The 19,145-nt window shown below is 65.0% G+C and carries 20 protein-coding genes; 12 read left to right on the top strand and 8 right to left on the bottom strand.

Features of this window, described 5'->3' with window-relative positions; genetic code table 11:
• Positions 1-11: 11 nt before the first annotated feature.
• The 8 genes from fdhE to KI611_RS20525 form a co-directional block, all read right to left on the bottom strand.
• On the bottom strand, positions 12-923 hold the full coding sequence (gene fdhE / locus KI611_RS20560; protein ID WP_226417509.1) for a formate dehydrogenase accessory protein FdhE: 912 nt from the start codon (positions 921-923) through the stop codon (positions 12-14).
• Between the two features lie 122 nt (positions 924-1,045).
• Entirely contained in the window at positions 1,046-1,666 is a 621-nt protein-coding gene (locus KI611_RS20555) for a formate dehydrogenase subunit gamma (RefSeq protein WP_226417508.1), read from the bottom strand.
• A complete protein-coding gene (fdxH, locus tag KI611_RS20550; RefSeq protein ID WP_226417507.1) occupies positions 1,663-2,550 on the bottom strand; it encodes a formate dehydrogenase subunit beta in 888 nt (295 codons plus the stop codon). The genes KI611_RS20555 and fdxH overlap by 4 nt, the downstream gene beginning before the upstream one ends.
• 12 nt (positions 2,551-2,562) lie before the next feature.
• A complete protein-coding gene (gene fdnG / locus KI611_RS20545; RefSeq protein ID WP_226417506.1) occupies positions 2,563-5,625 on the bottom strand; it encodes a formate dehydrogenase-N subunit alpha in 3,063 nt (1,020 codons plus the stop codon).
• A 173-nt stretch (positions 5,626-5,798) separates the two neighbouring features.
• Positions 5,799-6,152, bottom strand: coding sequence for a DsrE/DsrF/TusD sulfur relay family protein (locus KI611_RS20540; RefSeq protein ID WP_226417505.1), 354 nt, complete (start codon positions 6,150-6,152; stop codon positions 5,799-5,801).
• Between the two features lie 15 nt (positions 6,153-6,167).
• On the bottom strand, positions 6,168-7,724 hold the full coding sequence (gene phnE / locus KI611_RS20535) for a phosphonate ABC transporter, permease protein PhnE (protein WP_226417504.1): 1,557 nt from the start codon (positions 7,722-7,724) through the stop codon (positions 6,168-6,170).
• Positions 7,715-8,542: a phosphonate ABC transporter ATP-binding protein gene (locus KI611_RS20530; RefSeq protein WP_226417503.1), complete on the bottom strand. Its 828-nt coding sequence runs from the start codon at positions 8,540-8,542 to the stop codon at positions 7,715-7,717. The genes phnE and KI611_RS20530 overlap by 10 nt, the downstream gene beginning before the upstream one ends.
• Complete coding sequence (locus KI611_RS20525; protein ID WP_226417502.1) at positions 8,539-9,405, bottom strand: putative selenate ABC transporter substrate-binding protein; 867 nt, start codon at positions 9,403-9,405, stop codon at positions 8,539-8,541. The genes KI611_RS20530 and KI611_RS20525 overlap by 4 nt, the downstream gene beginning before the upstream one ends.
• Positions 9,406-9,634: 229 nt before the next feature.
• Between KI611_RS20525 and glp the strand changes: the two genes are divergently transcribed.
• The 12 genes from glp (at position 9,635) to KI611_RS20465 (ending at position 19,092) form a co-directional block, all read left to right on the top strand.
• A complete protein-coding gene (glp, locus tag KI611_RS20520) occupies positions 9,635-10,867 on the top strand; it encodes a gephyrin-like molybdotransferase Glp (protein WP_226417501.1) in 1,233 nt (410 codons plus the stop codon).
• Entirely contained in the window at positions 10,864-11,163 is a 300-nt protein-coding gene (locus tag KI611_RS20515) for a YkgJ family cysteine cluster protein (protein ID WP_226417500.1), read from the top strand. The genes glp and KI611_RS20515 overlap by 4 nt, the downstream gene beginning before the upstream one ends.
• Positions 11,160-11,396 (top strand): VF530 family DNA-binding protein, encoded by a 237-nt coding sequence (locus KI611_RS20510; RefSeq protein ID WP_226417499.1) that lies wholly within the window; start codon positions 11,160-11,162, stop codon positions 11,394-11,396. The genes KI611_RS20515 and KI611_RS20510 overlap by 4 nt, the downstream gene beginning before the upstream one ends.
• Before the next feature lie 106 nt (positions 11,397-11,502).
• The gene (locus KI611_RS20505; RefSeq protein WP_226417498.1) at positions 11,503-11,742 is read left to right on the top strand and encodes a hypothetical protein; all 240 of its coding nucleotides are present in this window, start codon (positions 11,503-11,505) and stop codon (positions 11,740-11,742) included.
• A 163-nt stretch (positions 11,743-11,905) separates the two neighbouring features.
• On the top strand, positions 11,906-13,582 hold the full coding sequence (locus KI611_RS20500) for an ABC-F family ATP-binding cassette domain-containing protein (protein WP_226417497.1): 1,677 nt from the start codon (positions 11,906-11,908) through the stop codon (positions 13,580-13,582).
• Positions 13,583-13,683: 101 nt separating this feature from the next.
• Positions 13,684-14,010 (top strand): hypothetical protein, encoded by a 327-nt coding sequence (locus KI611_RS20495; RefSeq protein ID WP_226417496.1) that lies wholly within the window; start codon positions 13,684-13,686, stop codon positions 14,008-14,010.
• 107 nt (positions 14,011-14,117) lie between these two features.
• On the top strand, positions 14,118-14,639 hold the full coding sequence (locus tag KI611_RS20490; RefSeq protein ID WP_226417495.1) for a hypothetical protein: 522 nt from the start codon (positions 14,118-14,120) through the stop codon (positions 14,637-14,639).
• A gap of 76 nt (positions 14,640-14,715) precedes the next feature.
• On the top strand, positions 14,716-15,546 hold the full coding sequence (locus KI611_RS20485) for an alpha/beta hydrolase (protein ID WP_226417494.1): 831 nt from the start codon (positions 14,716-14,718) through the stop codon (positions 15,544-15,546).
• 2 nt (positions 15,547-15,548) lie between these two features.
• Complete coding sequence (locus tag KI611_RS20480) at positions 15,549-16,382, top strand: polyprenyl synthetase family protein (RefSeq protein ID WP_226417493.1); 834 nt, start codon at positions 15,549-15,551, stop codon at positions 16,380-16,382.
• A gap of 16 nt (positions 16,383-16,398) precedes the next feature.
• Positions 16,399-16,803, top strand: coding sequence for an alternative ribosome rescue aminoacyl-tRNA hydrolase ArfB (arfB, locus tag KI611_RS20475; protein ID WP_226417492.1), 405 nt, complete (start codon positions 16,399-16,401; stop codon positions 16,801-16,803).
• A 9-nt stretch (positions 16,804-16,812) separates the two neighbouring features.
• Positions 16,813-17,352, top strand: a complete 540-nt coding sequence (locus KI611_RS20470; RefSeq protein ID WP_226417491.1) for a M48 family metallopeptidase — start codon at positions 16,813-16,815, stop codon at positions 17,350-17,352.
• A gap of 117 nt (positions 17,353-17,469) precedes the next feature.
• Positions 17,470-19,092, top strand: coding sequence for an NAD(P)/FAD-dependent oxidoreductase (locus KI611_RS20465; RefSeq protein WP_226417490.1), 1,623 nt, complete (start codon positions 17,470-17,472; stop codon positions 19,090-19,092).
• The last annotated feature ends 53 nt before the right edge of the window (positions 19,093-19,145 follow it).

Below are 19,145 nucleotides of genomic sequence, written 5' to 3'. Positions count from 1 at the left end.
AATCAAATGATCTAGCTGCCATACGCGCCGACCAGCAACAGATTGGGGCCGCTGCGGCCATAGCCGGCCTCGTCAACCAGCATGTCGAGAGCCAGCGTGGCGAGGTCGTCGGCGACCGGATCGACCTGCGGGTCTTTTTCCTGATAGACGATCTTCAGGTAGCTCTTGCAGGCATCGCAGGTTTCGGCGCGGACGGCGCCCTTGCTGCCTTCGAGCTCAAGCAGGGCGACGCCCTGGTCGGTCGCGCAGGTCGTGCAGGTGGCGCGGGCGACGTTCCATTCGGTGTTGCACAGCGAACAGTGCAGGTAGCGCAGATTGTTGATCGTGGCGCCCAGGCGGACGACGCTGGCGACCGGCAGGCTGCCGCAGCACGGGCAGACGCCATGGGCGTCGAGCGGCTGCAGCTGGTGGGCGTCGAGCTGGCTGGCCAGCCCGGTGAAGACGATTTGCAGCGCGGCGCCGATGAAAGGCAACAGGGCCGCCTGCTCGGCATCGGGTTCGCCGCCCAGCACGATGTCGGCCAGCCGCTCGAGCTCGCCATCGGAGATGGTGAACAGCACCTTCAACGCGCCTTTGGCGGCTTCCGGCGCATCGCTATCGAGGCGCAGGATCAGTTGCTGCAGCGCGAAGCGCCAAGCTACCGGGCGGCTCAGCGAGGACGCATTGAGCGGCGGCATGCGATGGGTGCGCGCTTGTTCGAGGCTGGCGGCGTCGGGTAACGGCAAGGCCGGCAGGCCCTTGAGGATTTCATGCTGGGCGCGGCTCAGCCGGCCGAGGAAGGCCAGCCATTCGCCCAGGCTGTGTCCGGCGGCCAGCGCCGCAAAACGCTCGGCGCGCTCGGCGAAGAGCGTCGCGGGAACCGGCAGCAGATAGGGGGCAGCCTCGTCGACTGGCGGATGGAAATCGATTGCTTGGGTCGGCATTTTTGGTCGCTGGTCGTTAGTTGCTGGTTATTGGTATTGCGGTCCACACTGCATTGCGGCAAAAAAATGGGGGATGCGGCAGATTAACCGCAGAGCCCCCGAACGCAAGGTACAACTGAAACCTACTTGCCGGTCACCTGACGGTACCAGCCACGATGATGCTGCTTGGCCCAGCCGCGGGTCACCGTGCCGTACCACATGGCGCGGATGGTGCCCTTGACCCAGATGGCGGCATAGACGTGCACCATGATCAGGCCGATCATCACCGCCGCCGAGGCGGCATGGACCACGGCGCCGATCCGGACGAGCGTGATGTCGAAGCCGAACCAGGCGCGCCAGATGAAAATGCCCGATACCGTCATCAGCAGCATGCACACGGCGAGGGCCCAGAACATCACCTTCTGGCCGCCGTTGTACTTGCCCTGTTCCGGCATGTTGTGGTCGTCGCCGTCCACCATCTGCTTCGCCTTCGCCAACCATTCCTTGTCCGCCGGCGTCATCTTGTTCAGATGCTTGAAGCGGAAAAAGATGATCAGGAAGGCGATCGCCATCAACGCCCCGATGTAGGGGTGGATGATGCGGGCCCAGACCGGGCCGCCGAACAGTTGGGTGAGCGGGAAGAAGGCCGGATGGAAGAAGGCCAGACCGGAGAGCGCGAGCAGGATGAAGCTGATGCCGACGATCCAGTGATTGGCCCGTTCCGAGGCCTCGTAACGTTTCAGGTCTTTCGGATCGCGGATCATTGGGCATCCTCCTTTTCGATCTCGTCCTCGATCTCTTTCGAGACCTCGTTCGGACCCTTGGTCACGTAATGGAACAGGCTGCCCAGCGCGACACCGGCCAGGGCCAGCGTCGCCAGCGGCTTGGCAAAGCCCTTCCACAGGCCGACCAGCGGGCTGATCGACGGGTTGGTTGGCAGGCCGGCGTACAGCCCCGGCTGGTCGGCATGGTGCAGCACGTACATGACGTGCGTGCCGCCGACGCCTTCCGGATCGTACAGGCCGGCCTTGTCGAAACCGCGTTCCTTGAGGTCGGCGATCCGCGTCTCGGCGAAGTCCTTCATATCCTCCTTGGTGCCGAACTGGATCGCTCCGGTCGGGCAGGCCTTGGCGCAGGCCGGGGCCTGGTTCACCGCAATCCGGTCGGAACACAGCGAGCACTTGTAGGCCTTGCTGTCCTTCTCGGAAATCCGGGGGACGTTGAACGGACAACCGGTCACGCAGTAGCCGCAGCCGATGCAGTTTTCCTGATGGAAATCGACAATGCCGTTGCTGTACTGAATGATCGCGCCGGGTGACGGGCAGGCCTTCAGGCAACCCGGGTCGGAACAGTGCATGCAGCCATCCTTGCGGATCAGCCATTCCAGCGTGTTGTTCTGTTCCACTTCCGAGAAGCGCATGACGGTCCACGATTCCGCCCCAAGATCGGTCGGATTGTCGTGTACGCCGACGTTGTGGCCGATTTCCGGCCGCAGGTCGTTCCATTCCATGCACGCCGACTGGCAGGCCTTGCAGCCGATGCAGGTCGATACGTCGATCAACTTGGCGATCTCGACCGTCTGCCGGGCCTGGGTGGACGGCGTGGTGGTCGCGGAGCGCTGTTTGATGTCTAGCGATTGCAGTGCCATAACAGTTCTCCCTTAGATCTTCTCGATGTTGACGAGAAAGGACTTGAACTCCGGCGTCTGCGAGTTCGCATCACCGACGAACGGCGTCAGCGTGTTGGACAGGAAGCCCATCCGCGCCACGCCCTTGAAGCCCCAGTGAATGGGAATGCCGACGTGATGCACGCGCTGACCGTTCACATCCAGCCCCTTGATCCGCTTGGTGACCACCGCCACGGCTTTGATGAAGCCCCGGTTGGAGCGCACCTTGACCTTGTCGCCACTGGCGATGCCCTTTTCCTTGGCCAGTTCCTCGCCGATTTCGACGAACTGTTCCGGCTGCAGGACCGCATTGATCTTGCAGTGCTTGGTCCAGTAGTGGAAATGCTCGGTCAGGCGGTAGGTCGTCGCGGCATACGGGAAGTCCTTGGCATTGCCGAACACTTCCATATCACCCTTGAACACCCGGGCGGCCGGATTGCTGATGGCCTTGGGGTTGCTGTTCATCGGGTTGGTGCCGATCGGCGTTTCAAACGGCTCGTAATGCTCGGGGAACGGCCCTTCGGCCATCTTGTCGACGGCGAAGAAGCGGGCGATGCCCTCCGGGTTCATGATGAACGGTCCCATACCATCGGCCGGATTGGAGTCCCCTTTGAAGTCGGGAATGTCCGAACCGGTCCACGCCGTACCGTTCCACCAGATCTGCTTTTTCTTCGGATTGAACGGCTTGCCGCTCGGATCAGCCGAGGCCCGGTTGTAGAGGATGCGGCGATTGACCGGCCAGGCCCAGGCCCAGTTCAGGGTCTGACCATTGCCCCACGGATCGCTGTTGTCACGGCGCGCCATGTTGTTGCCGGCCTGCGTCCACGCCCCGCTGAAAATCCAGCAGCCGCTGGTCGTCGTGCCGTCGTCGCGCAACTGGGCAAAACTGTCCAGTTGTTCGCCGGCCTTGCGCAGCAGCTTGCTCGGGTCTTTCGGATCGTAGAGGTCGACCAGCGCCTTGCCGTTGTACTCCTTGGCGACTTCTTCCGCTGAAGGCTCGTGCGGATCCTTGTAGCCCCAGGTCAGGTTGAGGATGGCATCCGGATAGGCGCCGCCCTTTTCCTTGTACATGGCCTTGAGCTTCATGAAGATGCCGGCCATGATCGCCGGGTCGGTCTTGGCTTCGCCGGGTGGCTCGGCACCCTTCCAGTGCCATTGCAGCAGGCGACTGGAGCTGACCAATGAACCATCTTCTTCGGCAAAGCACGACGACGGCAGACGGAACACCGTGGTCTGGATCTGGCTCGGATCGACGTCGTTGTACTCGCCGTAATTCTTCCAGAACTCGGAAGTCTCGGTGGCCAGCGGATCGATGATGACCATGTACTTGAGCTTGGCCATCGCCACACCCAGCTTGGCCTTGTTCGGGAACGAGGCGAGCGGATTGAAGCCCTGGCAGAAGTAGCCGGTCATCTTGCCCTGGTACATGTCGTCCATCACCATCAGCACGTCATGTATCTTGTCCAGCTTGGGCAGCATGTCGAAGCCCCAGTTGTTTTCCTTGGTCGCGGCGTCGCCGAACCAGGCTTTCATCAGGCTGACGTGGAACTTCTCGTAGTTCTGCAAGTACGACATCTGGTTCGGACGCAGCGGCTTGGGTGCCCGCTTGGCGATGTACTCGGCATAGTCCGTTTCCTTCTCGCCGGGCAGGGTCATGTAACCCGGCAGCAAGTTGGACATCAGGCCAAGATCGGTCAGGCCCTGGATGTTCGAGTGACCGCGTAGCGCGTTCATGCCGCCGCCGGCCATGCCGATATTGCCGAGCAGCAACTGCACCATGGCCCCGGTGCGGATCATCTGCGAACCCTGCGAGTGCTGGGTCCAGCCCAGCGCGTACAGGATGGTCATGGTCCGCTCGCCACCGGCGGTCGAGGCCATTATTTCGGCCACCTTGAGGAAGGCGTCCTTTGGCGTGCCGCAGATCTTTTCCACCATCTCCGGCGTATAGCGGCTGTAGTGCTGCTTCATCAGCTGAAAGACGCAACGCGGATCCTGCAGCGTCGGATCGGTCTTGACGTAGCCGTCCTCGCCCTTCTGGTAGGACCAGCTGGCTTTGTCGTAATTGCGCTTTTCGGCGTTGTAGCCGGAGAATAGGCCGTTATCGAAGGCGTAGTCGCCATTCACCAGGAAGGTGAAGTCGGTGTAGGCCTTGACGTATTCGTGATGAATCTTGTCGTTGGTCAACAGGTAATTGATGACGCCGCCGAGGAAGGCGATGTCGGTGCCGGTACGGATGGGCGCGTAGAAATCGGCGACCGAGGCCGAGCGCGTGAAACGCGGGTCGACGACGAGGAGTTTCGCCTTGTTCTGCTTCTTCGCTTCAATAACCCACTTGAATCCTACCGGGTGTGCTTCTGCGGCGTTACCACCCATCACCAGCACGACATCGGCGTTCTTGATGTCGACCCAGTGGTTGGTCATTGCGCCACGGCCAAATGTCGGAGCCAGACTGGCTACCGTCGGACCGTGTCAAACACGCGCCTGGTTGTCGAAGGCGATCATCCCGGTCGATCGAACGACCTTGTGGGTGATGTATCCGGATTCGTTGCTGGAGGCCGAGGCGGCGAGAAAACCGGTGCTCAGCCAGCGATTGACGGTGACGCCGTCGGCATTCTTGGCGATGAAGTTGGCGTCGCGGTCTTCCTTCATCAGGGTCGCGATGCGGGTAAAGGCTTCATCCCAGGAGATGCGCTTCCATTCATTGCTGCCGGCTTCGCGCACTTCCGGGTGCTTGAGGCGGTTCGGGCTATGGACGAAATCGAGCAGGCCGGCGCCCTTCGGGCAGAGCGAGCCGCGATTGACCGGATTGTCCGGGTCGCCTTCGATATGGATGATTTCCTGATGGACGTTTTTCGACTTGTCGCCAATCGAATACATCAGGACGCCGCAGGCCACCGAGCAATACGGGCAGGTATTGCGCGTTTCGATGGCGCGGGCGAGCTTGAAGGTGCGTACTTCCGCGAGGGCTGCGGTCGGTGAGAATCCCATCAGTGCGATGGACGACCCCCCTAGCCCGGCGGAGCAGACCCTGAAGAACTGCCGCCTATTCATGTTCATTGTGTTTTCCTCCTGATTGCGACGCCATGTCGCAAGGGAAGAATACCGCAACGACCATGCCACAGAGCGTAAGTCATTGAGCAATTGGCAATCGCCCTCTGGTGCAGGGCAATTGCCATGGGACATTTTGTCTCGCTCCGGGTTTTGCCGGACAAAATGTCCCGCTTGGTGGCCTAGAAAGTAATCACCTTGTCGGCCGCCAGCGTCGCATCGGCCAGCTCGACCAGCGTGCCGATGGCGGTGCCGGCAATCAGCGGCAGCTCGCCGAGGCCGCGGGCCAGGGCGCAGGTCCGGCAGAGGCGGATCTCGACGCCCTGGGCGACCAGCTGCTCGACCATGCCTTGCAGGCCGTTGCCGGCGCCGTCGATCTGATTGGGTAGGCCGAGCACCGTGGCGTCGGACATCAGGAAAATACGGACGGCCGGCTTCGCGTCGTTGCCGGCCAGCGCGGTAGCCAGGCGCAGGGCGGACAGGCAGCGCTCGCTGCCATACGGGGCGGCGTGGATGATGATCAGGATGTTCTGCATGGGAAGGTCTCCGGGTTAATGCATGCGTTGGCGCAGCCAGGCGCTGGCCTGGTCGACGGCGATCGACAATGCCAGCATGGCGATGATCACGGTCGACGCCTGGGCATGGTGAAAAAGCGACAGCTCGAAATATAGCAGTTGGCCGAGGCCGCCGGCTCCGACAAAACCGAGGATGGCCGCCATGCGGATGTTCATCTCCCAGCGGTACAGCGTATAGGCGATCAATTGCGGCGCGGCGCCGGGCAGCGTGCCGTAGAGGAAAGCCAGGCCGCCCGGCGCGCCGGCCAGCCGGAGCGCGTTGCCGGGGGTGGCGGGGGCGTTGGCGAGGGCTTCGGCATAGAGCCGGCCGAGCACCCCGGTGGTGTGCAGGGCCAGCGCCAGGGCGCCGGCGAACGGGCCGAGGCCGACAGCCAGCGCGGTGATCGTCGCCCAGACCAGTTCCGGCACCGAGCGCAGCGTATTGAGCAGGAAACTGAACGGCGCCCGCCATTTCGGCAGGGCCAGCAACAGGCCGGCCAGTGCCGCGAGCAGTGTGCCGACCACCGAGATGGCCAAGGTTTCCCAGATGCCGCGCCCGACCTTGGTCAGCCACCCGGCGGACAGGTCGGGCGGGAAGAATTCGCCGACGAAGGCGCCGATGCTGTCGGCCGCTTCCCCGGTGAACAACGCGGCGAAGCCGATATCGAGCAGGCCGAAGCTGGCGATGATCGCCGCCATCAGCCCGAGCAGCAGGCCGCTGCTGCGCCAGCCGAAGGGCGACGGCCGGGCGGCCGGCGAGGTGTCGAGGGCCCGGCGCAGCCAGCCGGACATGCCGTCGGCGGCGAACACCAGGAGCATGAAAGTGAGCAGGATGGAGGCCGCTTCGCCGCCGTTCAGCATCTTCATCGCCTGGTCCATCAACTGGCCGAGACCGCCGGCGCCGACGAAGCCCATCACCACCGAGGCCCGGATGGCGCATTCCCAGCGGTACACGGTGTATGAGGCGAGTTCCTTTGAGGCCTGCGGAAGCAGGCCGTAGAGGATGGCCAGCGGCCGGCTCGCGCCGTTGTGGCGGAGGGCCAGGGCCGGTGCGGCATCAGCCGATTCGAGAATTTCGGCATAGACCTTGGCCAGCATGCCGCCGTAGGTCAGGCCGAGGGCCAGTACGCCGGCCGCCGGGCCGAGGCCGAAGACGCGGACGAAAAGCAGCGCCCAGACCAGTTCCGGGATGCCGCGCAAGATGGTCAGCAGACCGCGGGTCAGCGGGTTCAGGGTCGGCCGCTCGCGGCCGGCGGCGCTCGCCAGATAGGCCAGCGGGACCGCGATGGCCCAGGCCAACGCCATGCCGGCCGTGGCGATGGCCAGCGTTTCCAGCGTCGCCCGGCCGAGATGGCCGAGGAACTCGGCGCCGGTCTCCGGCGGCAGGAAGCCGGCCAGGAAGTGGCCGATGACTTTCAGGTTGGCGGGGTCGAACAGCGCGCCGGGTTTGACTTCGGCGCTGTGGAACAGCGGCCAGAGAACGAGCAGCGCGACGATGGCGCCGGTCAGGCGACTACCGACGGCCGGGTCGCGGTCAGCGCGATTCAGCAGCATGCCGCCCGGTTCGCCGCGTCGCTGGCGGTCGTTTGCAAAAGGAAATGCGGTTCGTGCGCCTGGACCGGCAGTTCTTCGCCCTCGCTGGCGTACAGCTCGTGCAGCAAGGGCACCGTCACTTCGCCGGCCGGCAGGTCGAAGGCGATTCCCCCGGTCTTGATACCGACGATGCGCGAAAAGTTGCCGACGGCCAGGTCGACCGCATGCAGGCTGGCCACCAGCGTCGCGCCGCGCGCCGTGGCTTCTGCTATCAGCAGGCGGATGGTGGCCAGGGCGAGGGCCGGATCGAGCGCCGAAACCGGCTCGTCGGCCAGGATCAGATCGGCTTGCTGGTAGAGCACGCGGGCGATGCCGACGCGCTGCAACTGGCCGCCGGACAGCTGGTCGCAGCGGGCGAACAGCTTGTCGGCCAGATCGACGCGACCGAGCGCGGCCCGGGCACCGGCCACATCGAGCGGGTAAAGCAGCGATGCCAGCGCTTTCCAGGCTGGCCATTGGCCGAGCTTGCCGGCCAGCACGGCGGTGACGACGCGTTGCCGGGCCGGGATCGGCGGTGCCTGATGGACGGTGCCGATGCGCCGGCGCAGTGCCTTGCCCGGCGTGGTCGCCCCGGCCTCGAGCCGCGTACCGAGCACCCGCGCCTGGCCCGTGGTCGGCGCCAGCGCCGTGCCGAGTACGGAAATCAGCGAAGTCTTGCCGGCGCCGGACGGGCCGATCAGGGCGATATGTTCGCCCTGATCGGCCTTGAGCGTAATTCCGGCCAGCGCCGTGAAGCCGTTGGCGTGGGTCAGCCCGACGCCGTCGAGCGCCAGGCTCACTTCAGCAGGCCGGCCGCCTGGGCTGCCTTTTCGATGCCGTCGTAGTTTTCCTTGCGGGTCGGGATGAACTTCGCGGCGCGTTGCAGGCCGAGGATTTCCTTGTGTTCCGGATTGGCCGGGTCGAGCTTGAGGAAGGCGTCGGTCAGCTTCTTGATCAGTGCCGGGTCGAGATCGCCGCGCACCGTCCAGTTGTAGTCGAAATAGGGCGGCGTGGTGGCGAAGACGCGGACCTTGTCGGTATCGACTTTCTTCTGTTCGACCAGCTTGTCCCAGACCGAGGCGTTCAACACACCGGCTTCGGCCTTGCCGGCCGCGACGAAGGCGACGGTGGCGTCATGGGCGCCGGAGAAGGCGACGTTCTTGAAGTCCTTTTCCGGATTCAGGCCGGCCTGCAGCAGGAAGAAGCGCGGCATCAGGCTGCCCGAGGTCGAGGACGGGGCGCCGAAGGCGAAGGTCTTGCCTTTCAGGTCGGCGAGTGTCTTGATCGCCGGATCGGCGGTGATGAACTTGGAAGTGAATTTTGCATCTTCCTCGCGCTGGACGATAGGGATGGCCGTGCCGTTGGTGCGGATCCTGGCCTGCACGAAGGTGAAGCCGCCGAGCCAGGCGAGATCGATCTTCTTGGTGGCCAGCGATTCGACGACGGCGGCGTAGTCGGAAACCGGGGTGAACACGACTTTCATGCCGGTCTGCGCTTCGAGATATTTGCCGAGCGGCGCGAACTTGCGTTGCAGTTCGGTCGGCGCCTCATCGGGGATGGCCGAAACGCGCAGGACGGCGTCGGCCGCGCCGGCCGAGGTTGCGGCAAAGGCGCAGGCCAGCGCCCCCTTGAGCGCCAGGCGGCGCACGGTGGACAGGGTCATATAAAGCTCCGATTTCTACAGCAACCGCCACCGTGCGGATGTCACGGCAGCTTACCAAGCGCCGAAGCGCCACCTTTTCGCTGCGGTACACAGACCGCGTGCGGCATTATAGCCACCCGCCCGGCCAGTGTTATCCTGCCCGAGCCATGCGTGGTGCGCGCTCCGGCCCATGCCGGCCAGCCCTTGCGTATTGCCTTCAAACCTTGATTCCCCCGGAAATTTGCCCGTCATGACCGCTCAAGACCATCGTTCCCTGTCCGCTGCCGAAGCCCGGGCGCGCCTGCTGGCCGAAGTCGTGCCGATCGCCGGGCACGAATTCGTGGCGCTGCGCAGCGCCCTCGGCCGCATCCTGGCCGCCGACATCATTGCGCCGCATGACGTGCCGCCCCACGACAACTCGGCGATGGACGGCTACGCGGTCAGCTGCGCCAGCCTGGCCGGCGCCGGTGATAGCAAGCTGACGGTGGTCGGCTCCTCCTTTGCCGGCCATGCCTTTGCCGGTTCAGTCGGGCCGGGGCAGGCGGTGCGCATCATGACCGGCGGCGTGCTGCCGGCTGGTGCCGATGCCGTGGTCGTCCAGGAAGTGACACGCGTCGAGGCCAATGGGGTGGTCGTTCCGGCCGGTCAGCGCAGCGGCCAGAACATCCGCCGGGCCGGCGAGGATCTGGCGCGGGGCGCGGTCGCCCTGGCCGCCGGCCGGCGCATCGGTCCGGCCGAACTCGGGTTGCTCGCCTCGCTCGGCCTGGTCGATGTCGCCGTCAAGCGGCGGCTGCGCGTCGCCTTCTTCTCGACCGGCGACGAACTGACGGCGCTCGGCACGGCGCTGGCCCCGGGGCAAATCTACGACAGCAACCGCTACACCCTGCACGGCCTGCTCGCCCGCCTCGGTGCCGAGATCATCGACCTGGGCGTCGTGGCGGACCGGCCGGAAGCCCTTGAGGCGACGCTGCGCGAAGCGGCCCGGATGGCCGACGCGATCATCACCACCGGTGGCGTCTCGGTCGGCGAAGCCGATTTCGTCCGGGAAATTCTCGCCAGGGTCGGCGAGGTCAAGTTCTGGAAGCTGGATGTCAAGCCCGGCCGGCCGATGGCCTTCGGCAAGGTCGGCGAGGCCTGGCTGTTCGGCCTGCCCGGCAACCCGGTGGCGACGCTGGTCAGCTATACCCAGTTCGCGCTCGATGCGCTGCTCCGCCTGGCAGGCTGCGACCCGCTCCCCGAGCGGCCGCTGCTCACCGTGCCGGCGGCCAATGCGATCAAGAAGCAGCCCGGCCGGCGCGAATACCTGCGCGGCGCAGTGGCCGCGGTGGACGGCCGCTGGCAGGTCAGAACCACCGCCAGCCAGGGCTCGGGCATGTTGCGGTCGATGGCCGAAGCCAACTGTTTCGTCGTGTTGCCGGAAGACTGTGCCGGCGTGCAGGCCGGCGACAGCGTCGAGGTCCAGCTCTTCGAGGGCCTGTTTTGAGCGCCGCCGAATCGCCGGAGATCACCTGCGCCACCTGCCGGGCCTGCTGCTGCCGGCTGGAAGTCATGCTGATCGGCGACGCCGACGTGCCGGACGAACTGACCGCCCAGAACGAATGGGGCGGCTGGGTCATGAAGCTCCTCGACGATGGCTGGTGCGCGGCGCTCGATCGGCAGACCATGTTGTGCACCATCTACGAATACCGGCCCGACATCTGCCGCGATTACCAGGCCGGCGATTACGACTGCCTGGAGCAGCGCGTCCGGCTGCTCCCCCCTAAAGAGGCCATCCGATGACCACGGCACAACCGAAGAACCCGCTGCACGGCGTCACGCTGGAAGCCATCCTTAACGAACTGGTCGCCCATTACGGCTGGGAGGCGCTCGGCCGGGAGATCGAGATCCGCTGCTTCACCCACGATCCGAGCATTTCCTCCAGCCTGAAGTTTCTCCGCCGCACGCCGTGGGCGCGCGAGCGCGTCGAGTCGCTCTACCTCTACGTCCTGCGGCGCAAACCGGCCGCGGAATGATGCCGTGCAGCATTGATCCGCCAGCGGAAAAGGTTCATGGTGACAGCGGGGATCAGCGGTTCGCCCGAGGGGGATTTTTTCAACCCGTCAAGGAAGGAGTCTGGCCATGACTGAGACACAGATACAGAACGCGATCACCTCCGGCTGGCCGTTTTTCGGCGTCACGCCGCAAGGTGACGTATTGGCGCGCTACGTCGCCTTCGGCCCGGTATTTCGCTGGCAATGGAACCAGATGATCCCGACCCCGGTGCAGGGCGGCGATCTCTGCTGGTGGCTGCGCGCGGCGGCCGAGGAAGGGCATTCGATAGCCGATACCGAGACGCCGAGAACGAAAAAAACGGAATGACGGTCCGCGCCGCCCGGCGATAAACCGCCGGGCGGCCTGTTTTGCGGTTTTGATTGGTGCGCCGCACAACAGAACATCCGTGGCGCTTCGCCGATCGGCAAATAGTAATAGGAGCAGCACGCCGGGGTGGCTATCATGCTCGACCTCCCCGAAAGTTTTGCTCATGATTATCCTGAAGAATGTCACGCTGCGCCGCGGTAACAAGGTGCTGCTGGACAAGACCTCCGTCACCATCAACCCCGGTGAAAAAGTCGGCCTGGTCGGCCGCAATGGCGCCGGCAAATCGACCCTGTTCGGCCTGCTCAACGGCACGCTGCATGAAGACGGCGGCGACTACTCGATCCCCAGCCAGTGGCGGATGGGGCAGGTGGCGCAGGACATGCCGGAAACCGAGCAGAGCGCGACCGACTTCGTGATCGACGGCGACACCACGCTGCTCGCCGCCCGCAACGAGGTGCACGACGCCGAAGCCAGCGACGACGGCATGCGCATGGCCGAAGCCTACATGGCGCTGCACGATGCCGGCGAACACGACGCCGAAGCGCGCGCCCAGGCGCTGATTCTCGGCCTCGGCTTCAAGGTCTCGGAACTGGCCAACCCGGTCAACAGCTTCTCCGGCGGCTGGCGGATGCGCCTGCAACTGGCCCGCGCCCTGATGTGCCCGTCCGACATCCTGCTGCTCGACGAACCGACCAACCACTTGGACCTCGACGCGCTGGTCTGGCTCGAAGCCTGGCTCAAGCGTTATCCCGGCACGCTGGTGATGATCAGCCACGACCGCGAATTCCTCGACGCCATTACCCAGGTGACGCTGCATATCGACCACGCCAAGCTGGTCCGCTACGGCGGCAACTACAGCAAGTTCGAAGACATGCGCGCCGAACAGATGCTGCTGCAGCAGGCGACGATGGCCAAGCAGGCCGACAAGATCGCCCACCTGCAGTCCTTCATCACCCGCTTCAAGGCCAAGGCCAGCAAGGCCAAGCAGGCGCAGAGCCGGGTCAAGGCGCTGGAGCGGATGGAAAAGATCGCCCCGGTGCTGGCCGATGCCGAATTCACTTTCGAATTCCAGGAACCGGCCAACCTGCCCAACCCGATGTTGTCGATGGTCGATACCGTCATCGGCTATCCGCCGGCCGAAGATGCGCCGGCCGGCACGCCGCCGACCGTCATCGTGCGCAATATCAACCGCTCGGTGCATGCCGGCCAGCGTATCGGCATCCTCGGCGCCAACGGCCAGGGCAAGTCCACGCTGGTCAAGACCATTGCCCGTGACCTACAGCCGATCAGCGGCGAAGTGACCGAAGGCAAGGGGCTGAGCATCGGCTACTTCGCCCAGCAGGAACTCGACGTGCTGCGCCCGCAGGACACGCCGCTCGAACACATGGTCCGCCTGGCCAAGGAAGCCATCGCTTCCGGCAAGGGCAACGTGCCCGGTCGCGAGCAGGAGTTGCGCAACTTCCTCGGCACCTTCAATTTCAGCGGCGAGATGGTCAAGCAGGCGGTCGGCACCATGAGCGGTGGCGAAAAGGCCCGGCTGGTGCTGTGCATGCTGGTCTGGCAACGGCCGAACCTGCTGCTCATGGACGAGCCGACCAACCACCTCGATCTGTCCACCCGCGAAGCGCTCAGCGTCGCCCTCAACGAGTTCGAAGGCACCGTCATGCTGGTCAGCCACGACCGCTCGCTGCTGCGCGCCGTGTGCGACGAATTCTGGCTGGTTTCGCGCGGCGGCATCGAACCGTTCGACGGCGATCTCGACGACTATCAACGCTATCTGCTCGACGAAGCCAAGCGCTCGCGCGAAGCGGCGGCGGCCGAACAGAAGCGGGCAGCCTAGCGTTCAGCCGATTCCGGATTATTATTCCAGCGTCAACGCATCGGTCCATCGAACGTTGAGTGCTTAAGGCGGCATGCCTGATACCAAAGGAGATACCTGCGATGAACAAATTTTTTGCCTCAGCCCTGGTTGCACTGTTTGCGGTAAACATGGCCTACGCCCAGGCCCCGGCAACGCCGGCCAGCCCGGCCGCTCCGGCGGCTGCTGCGGCGCCTGCCGCCGGTAACTGCGAAGCGAAGGCCGTCAGCAAGAGCGGCAAGCCGCTGGCTGGCGCCGCCAAGACCGCTTACATCAAGAAGTGCGAAGGCGGTGCCGCTGCTGCGCCGTCCGACTGTGCCGGCAAGGCCGTCAGCAAGAGCGGTAAGCCGCTGGCCGGCGCAGCCAAGACGGCTTTCATCAAGAAATGCGAAGCTGACGCGGCCAAATAAACGGTCGTTACCGAGAAGAGCCGGCCGCGTGCCGGCTTTTTTTGCGCCTGCTGTTTTGCGCCTTGCGCCATAATGCTTGTCTTCCCCACGTTGAACGACCGGCACCGATGTTTGCCTGCCCCCCTTTTTCATCCCTGGCGCTGCGCATGTCCTGCCTGGCCATCGCCGGCCTGGCTTGTGCCGGGCCAGCGACGGCCCAGGCCCAGGCCGAACAGAGTCTGTGCCGGGCCGACGAGAAGGTGCTGTTCGCGTGTACGACCAAGGCGCGTCTGGTATCGATCTGCGCCGCCCGCGATCTCGCTCCGAAGGCCGGTTACGTGCAGTTTCGTTATGGTTCCCCGGGCAGCAATGAAATGATCGCCTGGCCGGAAGCTCGTTACCCGCGCCAGGATGTGACCAGGGGAAATGTTTACCTGGCCGGTACGCTCGGCCGCTACCTGCGCTTCACGATGGACCAGACCAGTTTCGTCGTCTTCAGCGTGGGCGGCAAAAGCAGCGGTCTGGTCATCGAACACAACAAGGTGATTCAGAAGAAGATCATCTGCCAGCAGACAACGGTTTCCGAGCTCAAGGATGTTCCAGTGCCGCTTTCTTATGTCATTGCCGTCAGCGGCCAGGCGCCCGATTAGCGTTCCTTGATCAATGTTGTGCACCGCTGCCGGCCGTTTGCCTTACCCTCACCCCACTTTTCGCTATCGAGTCCCCATGCCCCGTCACCACATCCAAGTCCATCGTCACCCGGCCACCGCCCACGCCGGTCGGGGCGCCCTGCTGTTCGTGCACGGCGCCTACACCCACTCTTCCTACTGGGAATTCAATTTCATTCCCTACTTCCAGCGCCACGGCTACGACTGCTTCGCAGTCGATTTGTCGGGCCACGGGGGCAGTGCCGGCCAGGAGCGTCTCGATGAGTTCGGCATCGACGATTACGCCGAGGATATTGCCTGCGCGGTGCGCCTGATCGGCGAGCCGGTCACCATCATCGGCCACTCGATGGGCTCTCTGGCGACCCAGCGTTATCTCGAAAAAGGGACCGCCCGGGCGGCGATTTTTCTCTCGCCGGTCCCGTCCACCGGCACCGGGAGTAGCGCGACGCAACTGGCAATGCGTTTCCCGACCTATTTCGATGCGCTCGAAGAGGTCATCAGCGGCGTCATCTCCGAGGAAAACAACGATCTGATGGCGAAGATCTACTTTTCGTCGGAGGCGACCGGCGACGAGGTGCTGCGCTTCCTGCCGACGGTCGGCCCCGAGTCGCAGCGGGCGGTGATGGAAATGGCCATGCTGCTCGCCCGGCCGCCGGTCCGGCGCCGCAAGTTGCCGGCACTGGTGATCGGTGGCGAGGCCGACGCGATCTTTCCCTCCTCCCAGCTGTTCTTCACCGCGCTGCCCTGGCAGGCCGAGGTCATTCGCATTCCGGGGGCCGGCCATATGCTGCCGATCGACAGCAATTGGCAGGCCGTCGCCGAGCACATTCATCAATGGGTGGCGGCGCTCGACAGCAATCAGGCTGTCGAAATGCTGGCGGTGAGCTGATCGTGACGCTGCCTGCCGCACTTGACACCTTGATCCGCGACGACTTCGCCCAGGTCGACGAGGTCATCCGGAAATACATGAACCAGGACGTCGTGCTGATTCGCCACGCCGTCGAATTGATCATCGATTCCGGCGAATTCCGCATCCGCCCGGCCCTCACCCTGCTGACGGCTGGCGCCCTCGGCTACGCCGGGCCGCATCGTCATGCACTGGCGGCGGCCATCGAGCTGATTCATGGCTCGCTGGTCCTGCATCACGCGGTCGATGAACTCGCCGGCGGGGCCGCTGCGGCAAGCGAGAACGCCAGCCTGCTCGGCAACGCCGGCAACATTCTGCTCGGCGATCTGCTGTACACCGGGGCTTTCCGGATCATCGTCGATATCGGCGACATGCGCCTGATGCAGGTCTTGTCGGACGCGACGACGATGATTGCCGAAGGCGAGGTCATGCACCTGACCGAGCCGGCCAGTCCGGAACAGGATCTGGCGCGCCATATCGCGATACTGCGCGCCCGCTCGGCCAAGCTTTTCGAGGCGGCCAGCCAGTGCGCGGCGATCATCGCCGCCGCGTCGCTGGCTGTCGAGCAGATGCTGGCGGCTTACGGCCTGCATCTGGGCTCCGCCTATCAGGTCTGGCGCGAACCGGCCGGCCCAGTGAGCGGGGCGGCCGAAAAATTGGCCGGCGAGGAAAGCGCACTGGCCAGCGCAGCCATCGCGCCGCTCGCCGAGTCGCCGTACAAGAGCGCGTTGCTCCAGTGTGCCGCGTGGGCCGGGCAGCATGCGCCGGCCGCCGCTCCAGTAACAACCCGAGCCTCGTCTACACTCGCCCTTCACTGAATTCCGACTTGCCCGCATGCGTCCCGTCATCGCCATCCCGCCCGAAGAGATTGAAATCACCGCGATCCGCGCCCAGGGGGCGGGTGGGCAGAACGTCAACAAGGTGTCGAATGCCGTGCACCTGCGTTTCGCCATCGCCACTTCGTCGCTGCCGGAGGAGATTCGCCAGCGTCTGCTGCAGCTTGGTGACCAGCGGATCACCAAGGACGGCGTGGTGGTGATCAAGGCGCAGGAGTTCCGCAGTCTCGAGAAGAACCGCGCCGAGGCGCTGCGTCGCCTCGAACTGCTGGTCGCCAGCGTCGCCGTGCTGCCACGGACGCGCCGGCCGACTAAGCCGACCCGTGGCTCGGTCAAGCGGCGTCTGGAGAGCAAGGGCAGGCGCGCCGCGATCAAGGCCGGGCGACGCGGCGGCGACGAGTAGGCGGCGGGCATGCAGCCGAAAGCTCCCGCGAACTATCTGGCCGGTTATCCGCCGACGCTGGTCGAGCCGGTACACCGCCTGATCGCCGAGGACCGTCTGGCCGAGGTGCTGTTGCAGCGCTACCCGGTGGCCCACACGGTGCGCACCGACAAGGCGCTCTACGACTATGTCCAGCAGATCAAGGGCGAGTATCTGCGCAATGTCGGGCTGGTCAGCAAGGTGGCTTTCGACAGCAAGCTGCAGGTGCTCCGCAACGCGCTGGGCACGCATACCAATATTGCCCGGGTGCAGGGCGGCAAGCTCAAGGCCAAGCGCGAGATCCGCGTCGCCACGGTATTCCGGGAGATGCCGCCGGAGTTCCTGCGGATGATCGTGGTCCATGAAATCGCCCATCTCAAGGAAGGCGACCACGACAAGGCCTTCTACCAGCTGTGCCGCTACATGGAACCCGACTACCACCAGCTGGAGTTCGATCTGCGCGCCTATCTCTGCCATCTCGGGGCGACCGGCCGGGTGCTCTGGGCGAGCGCGCCGGCAGCGAATGCCTGAGCCGGCTGCCGGCCCCCGTTTTGGCGGCCGGCCGGGCCGGAAGTTTTCGAGCGGGTAGAATAGTCGGCTTGCCGCCGTCGTGGTGCCGTTGCCACCGGGGTTTCCGGATCTGTTCGCATGTTGAGACTGAATGAAGTAAAGCTCCCGCTCGATCACGCCCCTGGCGAGATCCTTGCCGCCATCTGCCAGCGCTTGGGCGTCGCGGCGGGCGACGTGGTCAACTATTCGATCTACCGCCGCAGTTGCGATGCGCGGAAAAAAACGGCGATCGCGCTGATCTACGCGCTCGACGTCGAAGTGCGTGACGAGGCGGCGCTGCTCGCCCGCCTGGCGGACCTGCGCAACGTCATGCCGAGGCCGGACACCACCTACCGTTTCGTCGCCCACGCGCCGGCCGACCTGGCGGCGCGTCCGGTGGTCATCGGCACCGGCCCGTGCGGCCTGTTCGCCGGGCTGCTGCTCGCCCAGATGGGCTTTCGCCCGATCATTCTCGAACGCGGCAAGGCGGTGCGCGAGCGGACCAAGGACACCTGGGGCCTGTGGCGCCAGGGCAAGCTGAATCCCGATTCCAACGTGCAGTTCGGCGAGGGCGGCGCCGGCACTTTTTCCGACGGCAAGCTGTACAGCCAGATCAAGGACCCGCTGCACCACGGTCGCAAGGTGCTGGAGGAATTCGTCAAGGCCGGGGCGCCGGAGGAAATCCTCTATGTGAACAAGCCGCATATCGGCACCTTCCGGCTGGTCAGCATGGTCGAGAAGATGCGCGCCAATATTTTCGAACTGGGCGGCGAAGTGCGTTTCGGCAGCAAGGTCGAGGAAATCGACATTGACCGCGATGCCGACGGCAACGGTCAGGTGCGTGGCGTCGTGCTGGCCGGCGGCGAGCGCATCGCCACTGACCATGTCGTGCTGGCCGTCGGGCACAGTGCTCGCGACACCTTCCAGATGCTGTTCGACCATGGTGTCTATATCGAGGCCAAGCCGTTCTCGATCGGCGTCCGCATCGAACACCCACAGTCGCTGATCGACCGCGCCCGCTTCGGCCCGGCGGCCGGCCACCCGCTGCTCGGCGCCGCCGACTACAAGCTGGTTCATCACTGCGCCAACGGCCGCACCGCCTACAGCTTCTGCATGTGCCCGGGCGGCACGGTGGTCGCCGCCACCTCGGAACCCGGCCGCGTCGTGACCAACGGCATGAGCCAGTATTCGCGCGCCGAACGCAACGCCAACAGCGGCATCGTCGTCGACATCTCGCCGGAGGTCGATTACCCCGGTCATCCGCTGGCCGGCATCGAATTCCAGCGGCGCTGGGAATCGGCCGCCTTCGTCGCCGGCGGCGGCAGCTACGCGGCGCCAGCCCAGCGCGTCGGCGATTTCCTCGCCGGCCGGCCGTCGGTCGCGCCGGGTGGCGTCGAGCCGTCCTACACGCCGGGCGTCCATTGGACCGACCTGTCGCTCTGCCTGCCGGACTTCGTCGTCACTGCGCTGCGCGAAGCGCTGCCCGCCTTCGACAAGCAGATCCGCGGTTTTGCGATGGACGACGCGGTGATGACCGGCGTCGAAACCCGCACCTCGTCGCCGATCCGCATCAAGCGCGGCGACGACTTCCAGAGCCTGAACACGCGCGGCCTCTATCCGGCCGGCGAAGGTGCCGGCTACGCCGGCGGCATCCTGTCGGCCGGGGTCGATGGCATCAAGGTGGCGGAAGCGGTGGCCACGAGCATGCTGAAGAGCGTTTAAAGGTAAGCAACGGCGCTCTTCCGCCAGATGGTTCTGGCCGACGGAGCAGGCCG

The organism is Dechloromonas denitrificans (assembly GCF_020510685.1).
GTDB lineage: Bacteria > Pseudomonadota > Gammaproteobacteria > Burkholderiales > Rhodocyclaceae > Azonexus > Azonexus denitrificans_A.
Note: the sequence above shows the minus strand (reverse complement) of the source record. Positions and strands in the feature narration are given on the sequence as shown.